This is a genomic window from Pseudomonas sp. Ost2 (assembly GCF_018326065.1).
In the GTDB taxonomy this organism is placed as follows: domain Bacteria; phylum Pseudomonadota; class Gammaproteobacteria; order Pseudomonadales; family Pseudomonadaceae; genus Aquipseudomonas; species Aquipseudomonas gingeri.
In genome coordinates this window covers 5,438,016-5,455,871 of sequence record NZ_AP021904.1, presented here as the reverse complement: position 1 = coordinate 5,455,871, position 17,856 = coordinate 5,438,016, and the positions used below count along the sequence as shown (strand labels likewise).

20 protein-coding genes are annotated in these 17,856 nt (G+C 63.6%); 10 read left to right on the top strand and 10 right to left on the bottom strand.

Translation table 11 applies throughout. The annotated features are described in order from the left end of the window. Positions 1-61: 61 nt before the first annotated feature. Positions 62-820: an AraC family transcriptional regulator gene (locus tag KI243_RS23920; RefSeq protein WP_017124492.1), complete on the bottom strand. Its 759-nt coding sequence runs from the start codon at positions 818-820 to the stop codon at positions 62-64. Between the two features lie 146 nt (positions 821-966). Here KI243_RS23920 and KI243_RS23915 point away from each other — a divergent pair, with 146 nt between their 5' ends. Beyond that, entirely contained in the window at positions 967-1,788 is an 822-nt protein-coding gene (locus tag KI243_RS23915) for a UDP-2,3-diacylglucosamine diphosphatase (protein WP_017124491.1), read from the top strand. 7 nt (positions 1,789-1,795) lie between these two features. Here KI243_RS23915 and KI243_RS23910 read toward each other — a convergent pair whose 3' ends face one another. Both KI243_RS23910 and KI243_RS23905 read right to left on the bottom strand, forming a co-directional pair. Next, entirely contained in the window at positions 1,796-2,383 is a 588-nt protein-coding gene (locus tag KI243_RS23910) for a phosphohydrolase (RefSeq protein WP_017124490.1), read from the bottom strand. A gap of 110 nt (positions 2,384-2,493) precedes the next feature. Continuing rightward, complete coding sequence (locus KI243_RS23905) at positions 2,494-2,805, bottom strand: DUF962 domain-containing protein (RefSeq protein ID WP_017124489.1); 312 nt, start codon at positions 2,803-2,805, stop codon at positions 2,494-2,496. Between the two features lie 159 nt (positions 2,806-2,964). Between KI243_RS23905 and KI243_RS23900 the strand changes: the two genes are divergently transcribed. After that, positions 2,965-4,026, top strand: a complete 1,062-nt coding sequence (locus KI243_RS23900; RefSeq protein ID WP_083875275.1) for an AraC family transcriptional regulator — start codon at positions 2,965-2,967, stop codon at positions 4,024-4,026. Here the strand turns inward: KI243_RS23900 and KI243_RS23895 are convergent. After that, on the bottom strand, positions 3,983-5,437 hold the full coding sequence (locus KI243_RS23895; RefSeq protein ID WP_177088544.1) for a TrkH family potassium uptake protein: 1,455 nt from the start codon (positions 5,435-5,437) through the stop codon (positions 3,983-3,985). The two genes, KI243_RS23900 and KI243_RS23895, sit on opposite strands and share 44 nt — an antisense overlap. Positions 5,438-5,555: 118 nt before the next feature. Between KI243_RS23895 and KI243_RS23890 the strand changes: the two genes are divergently transcribed. Further along, positions 5,556-6,116, top strand: a complete 561-nt coding sequence (locus tag KI243_RS23890; RefSeq protein ID WP_212809976.1) for an NAD(P)H nitroreductase — start codon at positions 5,556-5,558, stop codon at positions 6,114-6,116. A 64-nt stretch (positions 6,117-6,180) separates the two neighbouring features. Here KI243_RS23890 and KI243_RS23885 read toward each other — a convergent pair whose 3' ends face one another. The 6 genes from KI243_RS23885 to KI243_RS23860 all read right to left on the bottom strand — a co-directional run bounded on the left by KI243_RS23885 (position 6,181) and on the right by KI243_RS23860 (position 10,319). Continuing rightward, positions 6,181-7,515: a HAMP domain-containing sensor histidine kinase gene (locus KI243_RS23885; RefSeq protein WP_212809975.1), complete on the bottom strand. Its 1,335-nt coding sequence runs from the start codon at positions 7,513-7,515 to the stop codon at positions 6,181-6,183. Positions 7,516-7,585: 70 nt separating this feature from the next. After that, positions 7,586-8,014, bottom strand: coding sequence for an LTXXQ domain protein (locus KI243_RS23880; protein WP_103032647.1), 429 nt, complete (start codon positions 8,012-8,014; stop codon positions 7,586-7,588). Between the two features lie 177 nt (positions 8,015-8,191). After that, on the bottom strand, positions 8,192-8,869 hold the full coding sequence (locus KI243_RS23875) for a response regulator transcription factor (protein ID WP_017124485.1): 678 nt from the start codon (positions 8,867-8,869) through the stop codon (positions 8,192-8,194). 34 nt (positions 8,870-8,903) lie between these two features. Continuing rightward, the gene (locus KI243_RS23870; protein WP_017124484.1) at positions 8,904-9,311 is read right to left on the bottom strand and encodes a translation initiation factor 2; all 408 of its coding nucleotides are present in this window, start codon (positions 9,309-9,311) and stop codon (positions 8,904-8,906) included. Positions 9,312-9,421: 110 nt separating this feature from the next. Then, a complete protein-coding gene (locus tag KI243_RS23865) occupies positions 9,422-9,721 on the bottom strand; it encodes a YciI family protein (protein WP_017124483.1) in 300 nt (99 codons plus the stop codon). Position 9,722: 1 nt separating this feature from the next. Continuing rightward, the gene (locus tag KI243_RS23860) at positions 9,723-10,319 is read right to left on the bottom strand and encodes a septation protein A (RefSeq protein WP_177088537.1); all 597 of its coding nucleotides are present in this window, start codon (positions 10,317-10,319) and stop codon (positions 9,723-9,725) included. Positions 10,320-10,403: 84 nt separating this feature from the next. Between KI243_RS23860 and KI243_RS23855 the strand changes: the two genes are divergently transcribed. The 7 genes from KI243_RS23855 to arfB all read left to right on the top strand — a co-directional run bounded on the left by KI243_RS23855 (position 10,404) and on the right by arfB (position 17,742). Beyond that, positions 10,404-11,270, top strand: coding sequence for a PHP domain-containing protein (locus tag KI243_RS23855; RefSeq protein WP_017124481.1), 867 nt, complete (start codon positions 10,404-10,406; stop codon positions 11,268-11,270). 13 nt (positions 11,271-11,283) lie between these two features. Beyond that, positions 11,284-11,913, top strand: a complete 630-nt coding sequence (locus KI243_RS23850; RefSeq protein ID WP_017124480.1) for an L-threonylcarbamoyladenylate synthase — start codon at positions 11,284-11,286, stop codon at positions 11,911-11,913. A gap of 120 nt (positions 11,914-12,033) precedes the next feature. Next, a complete protein-coding gene (locus KI243_RS23845) occupies positions 12,034-12,732 on the top strand; it encodes a ScpA family protein (protein ID WP_177060501.1) in 699 nt (232 codons plus the stop codon). 11 nt (positions 12,733-12,743) lie between these two features. Next, positions 12,744-13,766, top strand: coding sequence for an SMC-Scp complex subunit ScpB (scpB, locus tag KI243_RS23840; protein WP_017124478.1), 1,023 nt, complete (start codon positions 12,744-12,746; stop codon positions 13,764-13,766). Positions 13,767-13,921: 155 nt separating this feature from the next. After that, complete coding sequence (rluB, locus tag KI243_RS23835) at positions 13,922-15,130, top strand: 23S rRNA pseudouridine(2605) synthase RluB (protein WP_103032648.1); 1,209 nt, start codon at positions 13,922-13,924, stop codon at positions 15,128-15,130. 690 nt (positions 15,131-15,820) lie between these two features. After that, the gene (locus KI243_RS23830) at positions 15,821-17,242 is read left to right on the top strand and encodes an amino acid permease (RefSeq protein WP_017124476.1); all 1,422 of its coding nucleotides are present in this window, start codon (positions 15,821-15,823) and stop codon (positions 17,240-17,242) included. An 86-nt stretch (positions 17,243-17,328) separates the two neighbouring features. Then, entirely contained in the window at positions 17,329-17,742 is a 414-nt protein-coding gene (gene arfB / locus KI243_RS23825) for an alternative ribosome rescue aminoacyl-tRNA hydrolase ArfB (protein ID WP_017124475.1), read from the top strand. The last annotated feature ends 114 nt before the right edge of the window (positions 17,743-17,856 follow it).

Genomic DNA, 17,856 nt, shown 5'->3' with positions numbered 1-17,856 from the left:
CGGGTTCACAAGGCTGCAGTCTAGAGGGGCGGGCGCACCGCTGTCTGTCGCGGGACTCGCGCTAGTTGTCGCCAGACTCGCGGCGCAGGGCACCGGGCGAGGCGCCGAATTCGCGTGACATCGCGGCGCAAAAGGCGCTCTGCGAACTGTAGCCGACGCGCAGGGCGATCTCGCCGATCGGCAACGCGGTTTCCCGCAGCATCCCCAGGGCCAGCCGCAGCCGGCGACCGCGGATGTAGTCCATGGGCGTCTGCCCGCATTCGGCCATGAACCGCGCATGCAGGCGGGCGTTGGACAGTTCGGCGATCCGCCCCAGGTCGGCGACCTGCAACGGGCGTGCGGCATGGCGATCGATATGCGCATCCAGCGCGGCCAGGGGCAGGCGCTTGCCGTCGCCGCTACCGGCGGCGTCGTTGTTCAGGCTGGCGAGCAACAGCACGGCGCCTTGCCGGGCGATCAGCGGGTCATGCACCGGGCTGTTGGCCAACCAGTTCACCAACTGGCCCTGGCTGGCATTCAGCGGCCGCGGGCCGGGGTTGTCGAGCAGGCGCCGGCTGGCATCGGCGTGGTCGCCCAGGGATTGCACCAGCCAGTGTTCGTCGGGCACGTCCAGCACCAGGCAACGGCTGCCGTCCGGGCTGCCGCAGGTGTGGTGGGCGTCATAGGGAATCACCGCGACGCTCTGCTGCACGACCCGGCTGCCGCGCCCTTCGATTTCGAAGTCGAGCCGACCCGAGAGCCCGAACACCAGTTGGGCGTGGGCGTGGCTGTGGACGATCAACTCGTCGCTGTACTGGCGCAGGGTCAGGAACGGTCCCATGGCGGTCTCCTCGGCAAGTCCGCAGTCTATACCGGTTGAACTTGAAGCGGTTATGTCAGGTCGGCGGCTGTCATCAGACTGTCGCGGGAGTGTCATGGTGCATTAACTGCCCCGGTGCAAGCTCAGGAAAAATCCGGAGAATGCCCATGACCCGTGCGGAGCTCGCCAAACCCAGCCGTAAGCAACGTGTGCGAACCCTGTGGATTTCCGATGTGCACCTCGGCACCCGCGATTGCCAGGCGGAGCACCTGTCGCAGTTCCTCAAGGGCTATCACGCCGACCGGGTCTACCTGGTCGGGGATATCATCGACGGCTGGAAGCTGCGCAGCGGCATGTATTGGCCCCAGGCCCACACCAACGTGATTCGGCGCCTGCTGACCATGAGCAAGCGCGGCACCGAGGTGATCTATGTCACCGGCAACCATGATGAGTTCCTGCGTCGCTATTCGAAGCTGATCCTGGGCAATATCCAGCTGGTGGACGAAGCGGTGCATGTCACCGCCGATGGTCGCAAGCTGCTGGTGATCCACGGCGACCAGTTCGACGTCATCACCCGCTACCACCGCTGGCTGGCTTTTCTCGGCGACTCGGCCTACGAGTTCACCCTGACCCTCAACCGCTGGCTGAACCACTGGCGGGCGCGTTACGGTTATGGCTACTGGTCGCTGTCGGCGTACCTCAAGCACAAGGTCAAGACCGCGGTCAGCTTCATCAGCGACTTCGAGGAGGCCATCGCCCACGAATGCGTGAAGCGTGGCCTGGATGGCGTGGTCTGCGGGCATATCCACCACGCCGAGATTCGCCAGGTCGGTGAAGTGGAGTACCTCAACTGCGGTGACTGGGTCGAGTCCTGCACGGCGCTGATCGAGCACTGGGATGGCACCATCGAGCTGTATCGACTGGCGGATGCCCAGGCTCGCGAGGCCCAGCTCAAGCTGGAGCTGGAGAAGGTCGCGCAGGTCGGTTGATGATCGTTCAGGCCGACTGCTGTTCCATCGCCGCCTTGTAGATCGAGTTTTTCGGCTGGGCGAACAGGCGTTGCAGCATCGGCTCGAAAAAGCTCAGGGGCAGGGTGTCGTAGGCCGGGTCGAAGGCCGCGGCGTCATAGCGGGCACAGAACTCGATAGTCGGTTGATACTGCGGATGCTCGCTGAACTGTTCGCGCAGGTGTCGATCCATACCCAGGTGATGGAAGAAATAGTAGCCCTGGAAGATCCCGTGCTTCTCCACCATCCACAGGTTTTCCGGGCTGACAAACGGCTTGAGGATCGCCGTGGCGATATCCGGGTGATTATAGGAGCCGAGGGTGTCGCCGATATCGTGGAGCAGGGCGCAGACCACGTATTCCTCGTCCCGTCCATCGCGCCAGGCGCGGCTGGCGGTTTGCAGCGAGTGGGTCAGGCGATCCACCGGGAAGCCGCCGAAGTCCCCTTCCAGCAGCCTCAGGTGGGCCACGATCCGCGCCGGCAACTGCCGGGCGTAGGCACTGAAGTCGGCGGCGATGATCGCCCAGTCTTCCTCGGTACCGTCCTGCATATGGGTAAAGCGGGCCTGGACATTCATCGGCGGTCCTTTCTTGTGCTGTGGATCCTGCCTTCAGTCTAGGCCGCGCCCCGCGTCTGACAGTGGCTGCGCGAGACGGATCGCTGGCTTGCGGGGCCTCGATGGGTGGCCTAGAACGGCACCTTGCCCAGCAACATGTCGCGGTACATGACGAAATCGCCCAGCAGGCTGTAGAAAGGATGCTGAAAGGTTGCCGGGCGATTCTTCTCGAAGAAGAAATGGCCGACCCAGGCGAAACTGTAGCCGGCCACCGGCAGCGCCCACAGCAACCACCAGGCCGAGCGACCGATCGCCATGGCGAGAATGAAGATGACCAGGCTGGTTCCGACGAAATGCAGGCGACGGCAGGTGCTGTCGCCGTGCTCGCTCAGGTAGTAGGGGTAGAACTCGGCAAAACTGTTGAATTTCCTGGCGTTTTCCAAAGCGTACTCTCCGTGCTTCAGCGATGGGGCGCGGGCGGTTCCCCGGGGAGCTTATTTGAGTCTAGAGTCATTAGCTGTAACGACCAGTGACAATAGGCGCCACTTTAGTATCCTTAGGCCATCAGTCGTAATATGCGGCTTACCATGTAAGAAAAGGCCATGAGCGAAAGAACGACTTCTGCAAGCTGGGCGATGGGGATTGTCAAAGCGCTGGAGATGGACGGTCTGGATTGCCGTGCCCTTTTCAAGCAGCTCGGGCTCGATTATGCCGCGCTGGATGACCCTGACGCGCGCTTCCCCCAGGACTCCATGACGCGGCTCTGGCAGCGTGCGGTGGAACTGTCCGGCAACCCGGCGATCGGCTTGAACATGGGCAAGGTGGTGCGTCCGGCGTCTTTTCATGTGGCCGGTTATGCGTTGATGTCCAGCCAGACCCTGGCCGAAGGTTTCATGCGCCTGGTGCGCTACCAGCGGATCATTGCCGAAAGCGCGGACCTGAGCTTTCGCCTGCTGCCCGAGGGCTATGCGCTGATCCTCACCGTGCATGGCGATCACCTGCCGCCGACCCGGCAGAGCGCCGAGGCATCGCTGGCTTGCGCCCTGGCCTTGTGCGGCTGGCTGACCGGGCGTACGTTGCAGCCGCGCAAGGTCCTGGTCCAGGGCTCCCAGCCGGAAGACATCGGACCCTACAAAGAAGTGTTTCATGCGCCGCTGGTGTTCAACGCGCCCTACGACGCGCTGATTTTCGAGAAAGCCGATATGGAAGCACCGTTACCCACCGCCAATGAGGCGATGGCCCTGTTGCATGATCGCTTCGCTGGCGAATACCTGGCGCGCTTTTCCGAGAGCCGGGTGACCCACAAGGCGCGCCAGGTCTTGTGTCGGTTGCTGCCCCAGGGCGAGCCCAAGCGCGAGATGGTCGCGCAGACTTTGCACCTGTCGCAGCGGACCCTGCAGCGGCGCTTGCAGGAGGAGGGCACGAGCTTCCAGACCCTGCTCGACGACACCCGTCGCGAACTGGCCGAGCAGTACCTGGCGCAGCCGCGCATGACCCTGCTGGAAATCGCCTATCTGCTGGGCTTTGCCGATCCGAGCAACTTTTTCCGCGCGTTCCGCCGCTGGTTCGAAGTGACGCCCGGCGAGTACCGGGCGCGCCTGCTGGGGACGGTGGCGACGGTCAGTGACGCCAGAATGCCGGAATACACAGCACGAACACTGTGATGATCTCCAGCCGGCCCAGCAGCATGCCCAGGGACAGGATCCACTTGGCCCCGTCCGGCAGGCTGGCGAAGTTGCCCGAGGGGCCGATCACTTCGCCCAGGCCGGGGCCTACGCCGGACACGGTGCTGGCGGCGCCGGTCAGGGCGGTCATCCAGTCCAGGCCGAGCAACGACAGGGCCAGGGCAATCGCGCAGATGGTGATGGCGAAGAAGAACGAAAAGGTCAGGATCGAGCGGACGATTTCCTCGTCGAGCCGGTGACCGTTGTACTTCTGCTTGATCACCGCCCGCGGATGGATCAACTGGTTGAGGTTGGCCTTGAGCAGGATATAGGCGACCTGGAAACGGAAGATCTTGATCCCGCCCGCCGTCGAACCTGAACACCCGCCGATAAAACCCAGGTAGAAAAACAGCATCAGCGAGAAATTGCCCCACAGGCTGTAGTCGCCCAGGGCAAAGCCGGTGGTGGTGACCACCGAGGTCACGTTCAGCGCCACGTGGCGCAGGGCATCGAGCCAGTGCAGGTCGGTGGTCCACCAGTACCAGGTGCCCAGTACCAGCCACGTCACCAATAGAAGCCCCAGCAACCCCTGGACCTGCTGGTCCTTGATCAGTGCCTTGCGGTGCCCGCGCAGGGTCGCGACGTAGAGGGTGAACGGCAGGCTGCCCAGAATCATCACCACCACCGCCACCCAGTGCACCGCCGGCTGATGCCACTTGGCCAGGGACTGGTCGGAGGTCGAGAAGCCACCGGTGGAAATCGCCGACATCGAATGGTTGATCGCATCGAACAGGTTCATGCCGGCCCACCAGAAGGCCAGGCTGCCGAGGATGGTGATGCCGACATAGGCGGTCACGATCAGGCGCGCCACCATGTGCGAGCGCGGCATGACTTTCTCCGAACGGTCCGAGGACTCGGTCTGGAACAGGCGCATGCCGCCGATTCGCAGCAGCGGCAGGATCGCCACCGCCATGCCGATAAAGCCGATGCCCCCCAGCCAGTGCAGCAGCGAGCGCCAGATCAGGATGCCGGGGGACATGTTGTCCAGGCCGCTGAGCACTGTCGAGCCGGTGGCGGTGATGCCCGACATGCTTTCGAAGAAGGCGTCGGCGTAGCTGGTGTGCAGGGTCAGCAGAAAGGGCAGGGCGGCGAAAATGCACACCACCACCCAGCTGGAGACGGTCAGCAGGTACATATCCCGGGGGCGCAAGTGCACCTGTTCCGGGCGACCCGGGATCACCAGGGCCAGGCCGGCGATAAAGGTGATGGTGCTGGCCCAGAGAAACGACGGCAGGTCGCTGGTGCGTTCGAAAATCACCAGGGTCAGCATGGGCACGACCATGCTGATAGCCAGGGTAATCAGGAAGATGCCGATGATGAAACCGATGATGCGCAGGGTCGGCAACGCCATGAAATAAGCTCGGGGCAGGGGAAGGGCGTCATTCTACCTGCGGGCCTGTCCATGTAAACCGCCAGGGCCGCTACGGATGTGGCTAGAATAGCCGCACATTTTCCCGAGGAGGTGGCCGATGGAGGCTCTCGACAATTTGCTCAACCGTGTTTCCGCACCGCGCCTGCTGGATCCGGCACCGACGGCGGCCCAGCGCGAAGTCCTGTTCGCGGCCGCCATGCGCGCGCCGGACCATGGGCAGATGCGGCCCTGGCGGTTCCTGACGGTAGAAGGCGCGGCTCGCGAACAGTTGGGGCAATTGCTTGCCGAGGCGGTGCAGCAGCAAGGTGGCGAAGTGACCCAGGCGGCACTCGACAAGGCCCATGGCATGCCGTTGCGGGCACCGCTGGTGGTGGTCGTGGTCGCGCGTTTGCAGGAGCATTTCAAGGTGCCGAAGTCCGAGCAACTGCTGGCCGCCGGCTGTGCGGCCCACGCGATCCTGCTGGCGGCGCACGCCCAGGGCATCGGTGCGGTCTGGCGCACCGGCGAACTGTCCTACTCGCGCCATGTGGCCAAGGGCCTGGGCCTGAGCGACGACGAGGAAGTGATCGCGTTTCTCTACCTGGGCACGCCGCAGAACGAATTGCGCCCGGCGCCCAAGGTCGACCTGACGGAGTTTGTCAGCGCCTGGTCGGCCTGAAATCCCGGGGCTTGTGTGGGAGCCGGCCGGCTCCCGCTCGATTCCGCTTGCGCAGGGACAAGGTTCAACTGGTTGTTCCCGGCTCCAGCGGCAAGTCCAGGGTGGCGATAAAGCCGCCTTGCGGATGATTCGCCAGCATCAGGCTGCCGCCATGCCGTTCCGCTGCCCGGCGCGCAATCGCCAGGCCCAGGCCATGGCCCGCCGCGGTCTGGCCGGGAGCGCGGAAGAACGGTTCGCCCAACTGTGCCAGGTGTTCGGCTTCGACGCCGGGGCCATGGTCGCGGACGCTGATTTCGATCCGTTCGCCCTGGCGCCGCGCCGAGACTTCGATGGCCTGGCCTTCGGGGTTGAAGCGCTGGGCATTGCGCAGCAGGTTATCCAGTGCCCGTTCGATCATGGTCGGCCAGCCCCTCAGGCTCAGCGCCTGTTCGGCCTCCAGTTGCACCGGTTGCTCCGTTGAGCCGAGCACGGCCTCTCTTTGCAGGACCGTCAGCAACTGATTGAGATCGACCTCTTCGGCGCTGGCCTGGTCGGCATCGACCCGGGCCAGGGCGAGAATTTCGCTGATCAGCGCTTCCAGGCGATCGCATTCGCGGGTCAGTCGCGGCCAGAGTCGTTCACGTTCCTCGGGGTTCGAACGTTCGGCCAGGGCCAGGGCGATCCGCAGGCGCGCTAGTGGCGAGCGCAGCTCGTGGGAGACATCACGCAACAATTGCCGCTGGCTGCCGATCAGGCTTTGCAGGCGGGCGCCCATCAGGTTGAAATCCTTGGCCAGCACGCCGAACTCATCGCGCCGCGCAGCCAGTTTCGCCAGGCTGTTCTGTTGATAGGTGGCCTGGCCGAGGTCATGCACGGCACCGCGCAGGCGACTCAGCGGCCGGGTGATCGACAGGGTCACCAGCAGGCTGAACAGCGTTAGCACCACCAGGGCGATGCCCAGGGCACTGAGGGGCCAGAGCAGGCTTTCACGGTGCCAGGCATCCAGCTCCGGGTGGGGAATACGGTAGATCAGCAGGTAGGTATCGCCGCTTTTCGGGCTGGTGTATTCGACCGTCAGGCGCCGCCACGGCAACCGGCGATCATCGTTGTTCTGGCGGGCCTCGAAGGCCGCGGCGCGACGAGGGAAGGTGCCCCGTACCACCGGGTCGCCGCTTTCGTTGAGGACCTGGACATCGATGTGATACTGCTTCTTGCGCTGTTCCAGGATGTCCTGGGCGGCGTCTTCGCCCTGGTTTTCATAGGTCTGGGTCCAGTCTTCGGCCAGGGTCGCCAGGCCCGGATGCCGGCTGAGGATCCAGGCGTCCTGGTTGAGCATGTGTCCGAGCAGAATCGACAATCCCGCGACAAGGGCAATGGCCAGCCAGAAGCTGGCCAGGATGCGCCAGAACAGTGATCGCACGGCAATTCCTCAACCAATCAAACAGGGAAAGCCCGGCGGCATTGGCCGTCGGGCTCGGGGTAGAAGCGGATTATTGCGCTTTTTGTGGCTGCTGTGCTTTCCAGGCCTTGAATTCGGCCCATTCGGCACGACGTTCGGCGTGTTTCTTCTGGATCTCGTCGAAGGTCTTCTGCTGGTCAGGCTTGAGCAGCGCGCGGATTTCGCCCTGGGTTTTCTGGCGAGCGGCGTCCCGTTCGTTCTTGAACGCCGTCTGGTCGGCCGGCGAGAGCTTGGCCAGGTACTTCTCGGCGAGCATCTTGCGATCGCGCATCTGTTCACCCATCAGCTTGCCGATGGCGTGGCGCTGGTCAGGGGTCAGGTCCAGTTGGCTGTAGGGCGCCCGCCAGTGATTGCCGCCGCCATGGTGTGGGCCGTCCATCGGGCCACCGCTGCCAGGCATGGCCATGGCGACGGTTGGCAGGGCTGCAGCGAACATCAGGGCGATAAGGGTCTTGCGCATGGTGTTTCTCCTTGTCTCGGTTCCGGTCAGTCCGGGTGAGTACAGATTAAGGAGATCAAGGTCAGCGGCGGTCAGCGGAGGGTAAAGCTTGGGTAAAGAGGGGCTCGGGCAGAACTTACAAAGCGTTTTGATCGTTCCCACGCTGGAGCGTGGGAGCGATCAAGGATCATCGCTGGCTCACGGTGCGTAGTAATAACCGCGGCTGCGCAACGCGACGATCCGCGGGCGCCCGTCGGGATGCGGGCCGATCTTCTTGCGCAGGTTGCTGACGTGCATGTCCAGGCTGCGATCGTAGAGGGTCAGCTTGCGACCCAGGGCGATCTGCGCCAGTTCCTGCTTGTCCAGCGGTTCGCCGGGTTGCTGCAGGAGGGCTTCGAGCAGGCGGCTTTCGGAGACGGTGAGGGTGAAGTCCTGCTGATCGATGGTGACCACGCCCCGCACCGGACTGAAACACAGGTCGCCCAGTTCCAGCTGGCTCGACGTCGCGGTCGGGTGGCTGCGGCGCAGCACCGCGCGCAGGCGGGCGGTCAGTTCCCGAGGGTCGCAGGGCTTGGCCAGGTAGTCGTCGGCGCCCAGTTCGAGGCCGAGGATACGGTCCAGGGGTTCGCCGCGGGCCGAGAGCATCACCACCGGCAGTTCCGGGTGATCGCTGCGCAACTGCTTGAGCAGCTCGAGGCCGCTGCCGTCGGGCAGCATCACGTCCAGCACCACCGCCGCCGGGGCGCTGTCGGCCAGGGCCTTGCGGGCGCTGAGGCCATCGTGGCAGGCACGTACCTGAAAGCCTTCCTGGCTCAGCCAACTGGTCAGGAGCTCGCACAGCTCCTGGTCATCGTCTATCAGTAACAGGTCGCTCATGAAGTTCTCGATAACAGATCGCCCGATGGCGCTCTCAATTCAACCATTGCCGGCGCTGTCTGCGCCCGCCACTGGCGAAGATACCGCAGAGCAGGGCCAGGAGTGCAACTCCCCCTCCGGTGACAAACCATTGCTGCTGGTCGGTCAGCAGGCGGGGAACAGGGTTGGCCTGTGCCTCTTTGAGTTGCAGCTTGAGGCGTTGGTTCTCCTGACGCAACCGGCTGAGCTGGGCGCTTTCACGCTCGGCGTCGGCGCTGGCCAGCTGCTTGCTCAGTTCTTCGCGCTGTCGCTCGCTTTCTTTCAGGCGTTGCTGCAAATCGGTGATCTGGCTTCCGGCGCTCAGGGACAGGGGCGTGGAATTGCCCGTGCCGCTTTCTTCAGCCTGGGCGATTGCCCCGATCGATAACATGACGCACAGCAGACACAACGGACCTTTACGCATCGGAAACTCCTGATTCCAATCGGTATTCAGAACGTTGTCGGCTGTCGAACGAGAATAATGAGCGATTGCCTGCGCGATGATCCCTGGCGGGGCATCGCGCCGGCGCCGGCTCAGGGCATTGATTGGCGGAATGGCTTGACCAGGACGTGGCCGTAGACGCCGGCGGCGACGAACGGATCGGCCTCGGCCCAGGCCTGTGCGGCTGCCAGGGACTCGAACTCGGCGACGATCAGGCTGCCGGTGAAGCCGGCGGCGCCAGGGTCGTTGCTGTCGATGGCCGGATGCGGTCCGGCGAGGATCACCCGGCCCTCGGCATTGAGCTGTTGCAGCCGCTCGATATGCGCCGGACGTGCCGCCAGGCGTTTTTCCAGGGAGTTCTCGACGTCGGTGGCAATGATTGCGTAGAGCATGTCAGTCCTCGGTTTTTGGCGTGGTGGGATCGGCGTCGTGCAGATGGCGGGACAGGTAGATACCCTGGCCGATCAGGAACAGCAGGGTCATGCCCAGGCTGCCGAATACCTTGAAGTCCACCCAGTACTGCTGGAAGGTGAACGCGACGAACAGGTTGGCCGCGCCACAGAACAGGAAGAACACGATCCAGGCGACGTTCAGGCGCGTCCAGACCGGGTCCGGCAGGTTCAGGGCATGCCCCATGATGCGCTTGATCAGCAGGCGGTCGCCGATGAAATGGCTGCCGGCAAAGGCCAGGGCGAACAGCCAGTTGACCACCGGTGCCTTCCACTTGAGGAAGGTTTCACTGTGGAAGGCCAGGGTCAGGCTGCCGAACACCAGGCAGGCGACCAGCGTCAGCCACTGGCTTTTCTCCAGCTTGCGTTGCTTGACGAACAGGGCGCCGTAGACCACCAGGGAACTGATGATCAGCACCGCCGTGGCGCTGTAGATGCCACCGACCGTCACATTGTTGCCGGCGATGTCGATGATGCGGGGTTCGATTTTATAGACGATGAAAAACAGGAACAGCGGGATGAAATCGATGAATTGTTTCACAGTGGCAGCCAGAAGCAGGATGTAGCGGCATAATAACAAACATACTTGCCAGCGAAAGCGCCACCTAGAGGTTATTCAGTTCCCGTGGAAATCGACCTGCACTGCCATAGCACGGCTTCCGACGGCGCCCTCGCGCCCGCGGTCCTGGTTGCCCGTGCGCACGAGAAAGGCGTGCGAGTCCTGGCCCTGACCGACCATGACACCCTGGAGGGCCTTGCCGAGGCCCGGGCCGCGGCGGATGCGCTGGGCATGCGGCTGGTCAATGGCGTCGAGTTGTCCTGCACCTGGGGCGGCGCGACCATCCACGTGCTGGGGTACGGCTTTGATGTCAATGCGCCGGCGCTGGTCGAGGCCATCGCCAGGCTGCACGAGGGACGCTGGCTGCGCTCCGAGGAAATCAGCCGCAAGCTCGCCCTCAAGGGCATGCCCGGTGCGCTGGACGGCGCGCGGGCGATCCAGCAGGAGCTGGGCGACAGCGGCAATGCGCCGGCGCGCCCGCATTTCGCCGACTTCCTGGTCCGCGAGGGCTTCGTCAAGGACCGGGCCGAGGCTTTTCGCAAGTGGCTGGGGGCCGGCAAGCTGGGGGATGTCAAGCTGCACTGGCCGACCCTGGAGGACACCGTCGGCACCTTGCGCGCGGCCGGCGCCTGGGTCAGCCTGGCGCACCCCTGGCACTACGATTTCACCCGCAGCAAGCGCCGCAAGCTGATTGCCGACTATATTCAAGCGGGAGGCCAGGCACTTGAAGTGGTCAACGGGCACCAGCCGGCCGAGCAGGTCGGCAGCCTGGCGATCCTGGCCCGTGAGTTCGGGCTGCTGGTCAGTGCCGGCAGCGATTTTCATGGCCCTGGAGGCTGGTCCGAGATCGGTGAGTACCGCCCGCTTCCCGAAGATCTGCCGCCGCTCTGGTGTCGGTTCAAATATGACCAGCCAACAACCGCATGCGTCTGAACAGGTAGAAAATGTGAGTCAATTTTTCCAGATTCATCCGGAAAACCCGCAGGCGCGCCTGATCAAGCAGGCGGTGGAAATCATTCGCAAGGGTGGGGTCGTGATCTATCCGACCGATTCGTCCTATGCCATCGGCTGCCAGATCGGCGACAAGAATGCGGTCGAGCGTGTGCGGCGGTTGCGGCAACTGGATGACAAGCACAACTTTGCGCTGATCTGTGCCGACCTGTCGCAACTGGGCCTGTTCGCCAAGGTCGACACCGGCCTGTTCCGCCTGCTCAAGGCTCATACGCCAGGGCCCTACACCTTTATCCTGAATGCGACCCGGGAAGTGCCGCGGCTGCTGCTGCACGCGAAAAAACGCACCATCGGCCTGCGTATCCCCAGTCATCCGATTGCCCTGGCGCTGTTGGCCGAACTGGGCGAGCCGCTGATGAGCGTGAGTCTGATCATGCCCGGCGACAGCGATCCGATGATCGATCCCTACGAGATCCGCCAGTTGCTCGAACATCAGGTCGACCTGATCATCGATGGCGGCTTCGGCGGGATCAAGGCGTCCACCGTGATCAATCTGGCCGATGGCGAGCCGGAAGTGGTGCGGGTCGGTTGCGGCGATCCGGCTCCCTTCATGGTCGAGGCCTGAATGTCCGCTGTTGAAACGGTCGACAGCCAGGCCGGAGCGCAGCAGGAACTGCCCTTTGCCATGGTCTATGGCCAGGCGGTCATGGAAATGCCGCTGGACCTGTATATTCCGCCGGATGCCCTGGAGGTCTTCCTCGAGGCCTTCGAAGGCCCGCTGGACTTGCTGCTGTACCTGATCCGCAAGCAGAACATCAATATCCTCGACATCCCGGTGGCGGAAATCACCCGCCAGTACATGGGCTATGTCGAGCTGATGCAGTCGGTGCGCCTGGAACTGGCGGCCGAATACCTGGTGATGGCGGCCATGCTCGCCGAGATCAAGTCGCGCATGCTGCTGCCGCGTTCGGCCGAGGTCGAGGAGGAAGAGGACGACCCGCGTGCCGAACTGATCCGTCGCCTGCAGGAATATGAGCGGTTCAAGGCGGCGGCCGAAGGCATCGATGAATTGAGCCGGGTGGGCCGCGACGTCGTCGTGCCCAAGCTGGACGCCCCGGAAGCGCGGGCGCGAAAATTGCTGCCGGACGTCAGTCTGGAAGAGGTCCTGCTGTCCATGGCCGAGGTGCTGCGTCGTGGCGACATGTTCGAAAGCCATCAGGTCAGCCGTGAGCAACTGTCGACCCGCGAGCGCATGAGCGATGTGCTCGACCGGCTCAAGGGCGGCGGTTTTGTGCCGTTTGTCGAGCTGTTCACCGCCGAGGAAGGCAAGCTCGGCGTGGTGGTGACCTTCATGGCGATCCTCGAGCTGGTCAAGGAATCCCTGGTCGAACTGGTGCAGAATGAGCCCTTCGGGGCGATCCATGTGCGGGCCCGAGCCGAATAACGAGCGAATCAATGAACCTGACTGAACCCCGCGAGCTGGCTCCGCTGCTCGAAGCCTTTCTGCTGGCCTCGGGAAAGCCGCAATCCCTGGAGCGTCTGTACGAGCTGTTCGAGGAAGCCGAGCGTCCCGAGCCGCCGGTCTTCAAGAAAGCCCTGACGCTGCTCGCCAAGTCCTGCGATGGCCGCGCCTTCGAACTCAAGGAGGTGGCTTCCGGCTATCGCCTGCAGATTCGCGAGAAGTTCTCGCCCTGGGTCGGCCGGCTGTGGGAAGAACGCCCGCAGCGTTATTCCCGGGCGATGCTGGAAACCCTGGCGCTGATCGCCTATCGCCAGCCGATTACCCGGGGCGAGATCGAGGACGTGCGCGGGGTGGCGGTCAACAGCCAGATCGTCAAGACCCTGCTGGAGCGCGAATGGATCCGGGTGGTCGGTTATCGCGAGGTGCCGGGCAAACCGGCGATGTTCGCGACCACCAAGGCCTTTCTCGACCACTTCAACCTGAAGAATCTCGACGACCTGCCGCCACTGGCGGAACTGCGCGAACTGGAGCCGGACCCGGTGCTCGACTTCGAGGATGCGCCGGTGCCCGAAAGCCTGCAGGCCCTGGCCGACGCCAGCGCCGATCCGGAGGCGGTGGAGGAGCCGAAGGAAGAAACCAGCTTCCATACCCTGCTGCTGGAACTGGACTCGATGGAGGAAGGCATCAAGACCGACTTCGACGACTTGCTCAGGGATGGCGATAGCCCGCTGCCGAGCGGGGAGTTCCAGGAAGAACCCGGCCTGGAGCTGCCTGGCGAGGGCGAGGAAGCGCAGGCCGTCGAGACGCTCGATGAACCGCAGCCCGAGCAGGATTCCGACGAACTGCCCGATGAGCCGGAGGAGGATCTGGTCGGTGCCGCCGAAGCCCGCGAGCGCCTGCTGGCCGCCGTCGCCGCACTGGACGCCGCCGCCCGGCCCGGGTTGAGTGACGAGGAGGCGGAAGCCCAGGCCCTGGCCGAAGCCATCGAGAACGAACGGCGCCAGTGGGAAGACTGATTGCCGCGACGGGGTGCGCCGACAAACTGCTACTCTGTGATGCGCGAAGCCGCGGATCCGCGTATGATTCGCGACCCTTCGACGATCCCATCGTCCAGAACAGGTTTTTTATCTCTTCAGGCCAGGCCTGAATCGACACACCGGGAGGTGCCCAGATGAGTGACAACGATCAGAAAGACAGCCAGGAAATCGGCCCAGCAGGCGAAAAACTGCAGAAGGTCCTCGCCCGTATCGGCGTCGGCTCGCGCCGCGACGTGGAAGGCTGGATCAGCAAAGGCCGGATCAAGGTCAATGGCAAAGATGCCACCCTTGGCCAGCGTGTCGACCTGCACGACGCCATCACCATTGATGGCAAGGTCATCAAGCGCGAAGAAGCGGCCGAATCGGTTCGCCGCGTGATCATGTACAACAAGCCCGACGGTGAAATCTGCACCCGTGACGACCCGGAAGGGCGCCCGACCGTGTTCGACAAGCTGCCGCGTCCGAAAGAAGGCCGCTGGATCAATATCGGTCGCCTGGACATCAATACCACCGGCCTGCTGATGTTCACCACCGACGGTGAACTGGCCAACCGCCTGATGCACCCGTCCTACGAGATGGACCGTGAATACGCGGTGCGTGTGCGTGGCGAAGTCGATGACGAGATGATCGAGCGGCTCAAGGCCGGTGTGGTCCTCGAGGATGGCCCGGCGAAGTTCACCGACATCCAGCAGGCGCCGGGTGGCGAAGGCTTCAACCACTGGTACCACTGCGTGGTGATGGAAGGTCGCAACCGCGAAGTCCGTCGTCTGTGGGAATCCCAGGGCCTGGTGGTCAGCCGCCTCAAGCGTGTGCGTTTCGGCCCGGTGTTCCTGAATTCCGACCTGCCGATGGGCCGCTGGCGTGAAATGACCCAGTACGAGGTCGATATCCTCAGTGCCGAGGTCGGCCTGACACCGGTGGCGATGCCGCAACTGAACGCCAAGAGCAAGGACAAGCTGGAGCGGATGCAGCGCAAATCCTCGCGTCCGATGGGCAAGACCGAGCGTGTGCGCACCTTGCGTCCGGCCAACGGTGCGGCGGCTGGCGCCGAGCGCACTTCGCGCGAGCCGCAGATCGAAGGCGAACGTCCGGCCCGCAAGCCGGCCCCTCGCCAGGATGGTGAGCGTGCACCCCGTGCTCCGCGTTCGGCAGGCCGTGGCGAGTCGCGCGGGACACCGGTGGCGGATCGTCCGGTGGACAGCAAGCGTCCGGCCAAGCCGGCACCGAAGTCCAAGCGTCCTGGCATCAGCCTGGTGGACAAGGACGCCCCGTCGGGCAAGCGCCGTGGCGCCCCGGCCGGTTCCGGTCAGCGTCCAGGGTTCGGGCGGCGCAAGCCTGAATAAGCGCCCGGCGCCTCGCTGGAATAAAAAACGCCAATCATCGGATTGGCGTTTTTTTTTGCCTGGACGCTTGCGCCTCTGGAGGGGGCAAACGAGGAATCAGCGACGGCGGGAGCCACCATTCGTCAATTTGCCGGCAACTTTCCTGGCGGGCCTGGGTGGAAAAATTTCGTTACGGCGTGTCAGGCAATACTGACGCATTTGTCAGTCGAACCCCCTGGAATCAGCCGTTCCGGCGCCCCGTAAGGAATAGTTGCCGAGCGTCCGGGCGACCGGGCTTTTTCCTCCGGTCTGCCCCCTTGTTCCCCGACACCGGTCGCGGTGTGATGCGCCCATGCCTGCCGGTGCTGGCCTGGCGGTGTACAATGCGCGGCGTTTTAACTGTGACCCAACTGCGTATCCACGCATTTTGTGCTGTCCGGTGGCTGCCTTGCGATGCCCCGAAGGCCAATACACTCAAGGCTATCCGCCTTGTTCACTCCATCGCGCCACAAGCGTGATGGGTTCGATTTCGTCACAGATAAAAACAAACAGGTGACGCATGACCCGTACTATTTCCCGCAACTGCTGCCCTCCGAATGCCTGGCGTCCATGCCGTGGCCTGGTGTGTGTCTCTCCGGTTTCGTCTATCACCTATCGCTGATACCTCGACGCCCCACGAACCTCATCAAACCTTGCGTGAGACCCTTTGTAATGAGTGGATCCATCCCCCCTTCGGGCGAGCTGAAACGCGGCCTGAAAAATCGCCATATCCAATTGATCGCCCTCGGCGGTGCCATCGGCACGGGCCTGTTCCTCGGTTCCGCCGGGGTGCTGAAATCCGCCGGCCCGTCGATGATCCTCGGCTACGCCATCTGTGGCTTCATTGCCTTCATGATCATGCGCCAACTGGGCGAGATGATCGTCGAGGAGCCGGTGGCCGGTTCCTTCAGCCACTTCGCCCACAAGTACTGGGGCGGCTTCGCCGGCTTCCTGTCGGGCTGGAACTGCTGGATCCTGTACATCCTGGTGGGCATGTCGGAGCTGACCGCGGTCGGCAAGTACATCCACTACTGGTGGCCGGACGTCCCGACCTGGGTCTCGGCGGCGGCTTTCTTCGTGTTGATCAACCTGATCAACCTGGCCAACGTCAAGGTCTTCGGTGAAGCGGAGTTCTGGTTCGCAATCATCAAGGTGGTGGCCATCGTCGGCATGATCGCCCTCGGCAGCTATCTGCTGGTCAGTGGCCACGGCGGCCCGCAAGCCTCGGTGAGCAACCTGTGGGAGCACGGCGGGTTCTTCCCCAATGGCGTCAGTGGCCTGGTCATGGCCATGGCGATCATCATGTTTTCCTTTGGCGGCCTGGAGATGCTCGGCTTTACCGCGGCAGAGGCCGACAAGCCGAAAACCGTGATTCCCAAGGCCATCAACCAGGTGATCTACCGGATCCTGATTTTCTATATCGGCGCACTGGTCGTGCTGTTGTCGCTGACGCCGTGGGACAGCCTGCTGACCACCCTGAACGCTTCCGGCGATGCCTACAGCGGCAGCCCGTTCGTCCAGGTGTTCTCGATGCTGGGCAGCAACACCGCCGCGCATATCCTCAACTTCGTGGTCCTGACCGCGGCGCTCTCGGTGTACAACAGCGGCACCTACTGCAACAGCCGCATGCTGCTGGGCATGGCCGAGCAGGGCGATGCGCCGAAGATGCTGGCACGGATCGACAAGCGCGGCGTGCCGGTGCGTTCGATCCTCGCTTCGGCGCTGGTGACCTTCGTGGCTGTGGTGATGAACTACCTGATCCCGCAGCATGCCCTGGAGTTGCTGATGTCGCTGGTGGTCGCGACCCTGGTGATCAACTGGGCGATGATCAGCTACTCGCACTTCAAGTTCCGCCAGCACATGAACCGCACGCGGCAGACGCCGTTGTTCAAGGCGCTCTGGTATCCCTACGGCAACTATGTCTGCCTGGCGTTCGTGGTGTTCATCCTCGGCATCATGCTGATGATCCCGGGTATCCAGATCTCGGTGTACGCGATTCCGGTGTGGGTGGCGTTCATGTGGGTCTGCTACGGCATCAAGAACAAGCGTAGCGCCCGGCAGGCCTTGCTGGCGGCAGAACCGTCGCTGAAGTAGGTCATTGTCGTATCCAGCGAACCCGGCCCTGTGCCGGGTTTGTTATTTCGGTATCCTGAACGCCCTGACGTCGGACGCATTTTCCCATGCTGGTGATTTCCAACAACGTGCACCTGCCGGATGCCGAGATCGAGCTGACGGCCATCCGTGCCCAGGGCGCCGGCGGGCAGAACGTCAACAAGGTGTCCAGCGCAGTGCACCTGCGCTTCGATATTCCGGCCTCGTCCCTGCCGCCGTTCTACAAGGAGCGCCTGCTGGCCTTGCGTGACAGTCGCATCACCGGTGACGGGGTGATCGTGATCAAGGCCCAGCAGTACCGGACCCAGGAGCAGAACCGCGCGGACGCCCTGGAGCGCCTGGTGGAGTTGATCCTGGCGGCGACCAGGGTCGAGAAGAAGCGTCGTCCGACCAAGCCGACACTGGGTTCGAAGAAGCGCCGGCTGGAGACCAAGAACCAGCGCGGCGCGATCAAGGCCGGGCGCGGCAAGGTCGATTTCTAGATTCGGCCAGCCTGTGGGAGCTGGCTTGCCAGCGAAGAGGCCCCTGAGGCAGGTAGTGATCATCCGACCGCCATCGCCGGCAAGCCGGCTCCCACAGGGTTCAGGGGGCTCTTG

Excerpts from the sequence above, each read along its gene's own strand:
- KI243_RS23920 (WP_017124492.1), bottom strand. The coding sequence starts at position 820 with ATGGGACCGTTCCTGACCCTGCGCCAGTACAGCGACGAGTTGATCGTC.
- KI243_RS23915 (WP_017124491.1), top strand. The coding sequence starts at position 967 with ATGACCCGTGCGGAGCTCGCCAAACCCAGCCGTAAGCAACGTGTGCGA.
- KI243_RS23910 (WP_017124490.1), bottom strand. The coding sequence starts at position 2,383 with ATGAATGTCCAGGCCCGCTTTACCCATATGCAGGACGGTACCGAGGAA.
- KI243_RS23900 (WP_083875275.1), top strand. The coding sequence starts at position 2,965 with ATGAGCGAAAGAACGACTTCTGCAAGCTGGGCGATGGGGATTGTCAAA.
- KI243_RS23895 (WP_177088544.1), bottom strand. The coding sequence starts at position 5,437 with ATGGCGTTGCCGACCCTGCGCATCATCGGTTTCATCATCGGCATCTTC.
- KI243_RS23890 (WP_212809976.1), top strand. The coding sequence starts at position 5,556 with ATGGAGGCTCTCGACAATTTGCTCAACCGTGTTTCCGCACCGCGCCTG.
- KI243_RS23880 (WP_103032647.1), bottom strand. The coding sequence starts at position 8,014 with ATGCGCAAGACCCTTATCGCCCTGATGTTCGCTGCAGCCCTGCCAACC.
- KI243_RS23875 (WP_017124485.1), bottom strand. The coding sequence starts at position 8,869 with ATGAGCGACCTGTTACTGATAGACGATGACCAGGAGCTGTGCGAGCTC.
- KI243_RS23870 (WP_017124484.1), bottom strand. The coding sequence starts at position 9,311 with ATGCGTAAAGGTCCGTTGTGTCTGCTGTGCGTCATGTTATCGATCGGG.
- KI243_RS23865 (WP_017124483.1), bottom strand. The coding sequence starts at position 9,721 with ATGCTCTACGCAATCATTGCCACCGACGTCGAGAACTCCCTGGAAAAA.
- scpB (WP_017124478.1), top strand. The coding sequence starts at position 12,744 with ATGAACCTGACTGAACCCCGCGAGCTGGCTCCGCTGCTCGAAGCCTTT.
- rluB (WP_103032648.1), top strand. The coding sequence starts at position 13,922 with ATGAGTGACAACGATCAGAAAGACAGCCAGGAAATCGGCCCAGCAGGC.
- KI243_RS23830 (WP_017124476.1), top strand. The coding sequence starts at position 15,821 with ATGAGTGGATCCATCCCCCCTTCGGGCGAGCTGAAACGCGGCCTGAAA.
- arfB (WP_017124475.1), top strand. The coding sequence starts at position 17,329 with ATGCTGGTGATTTCCAACAACGTGCACCTGCCGGATGCCGAGATCGAG.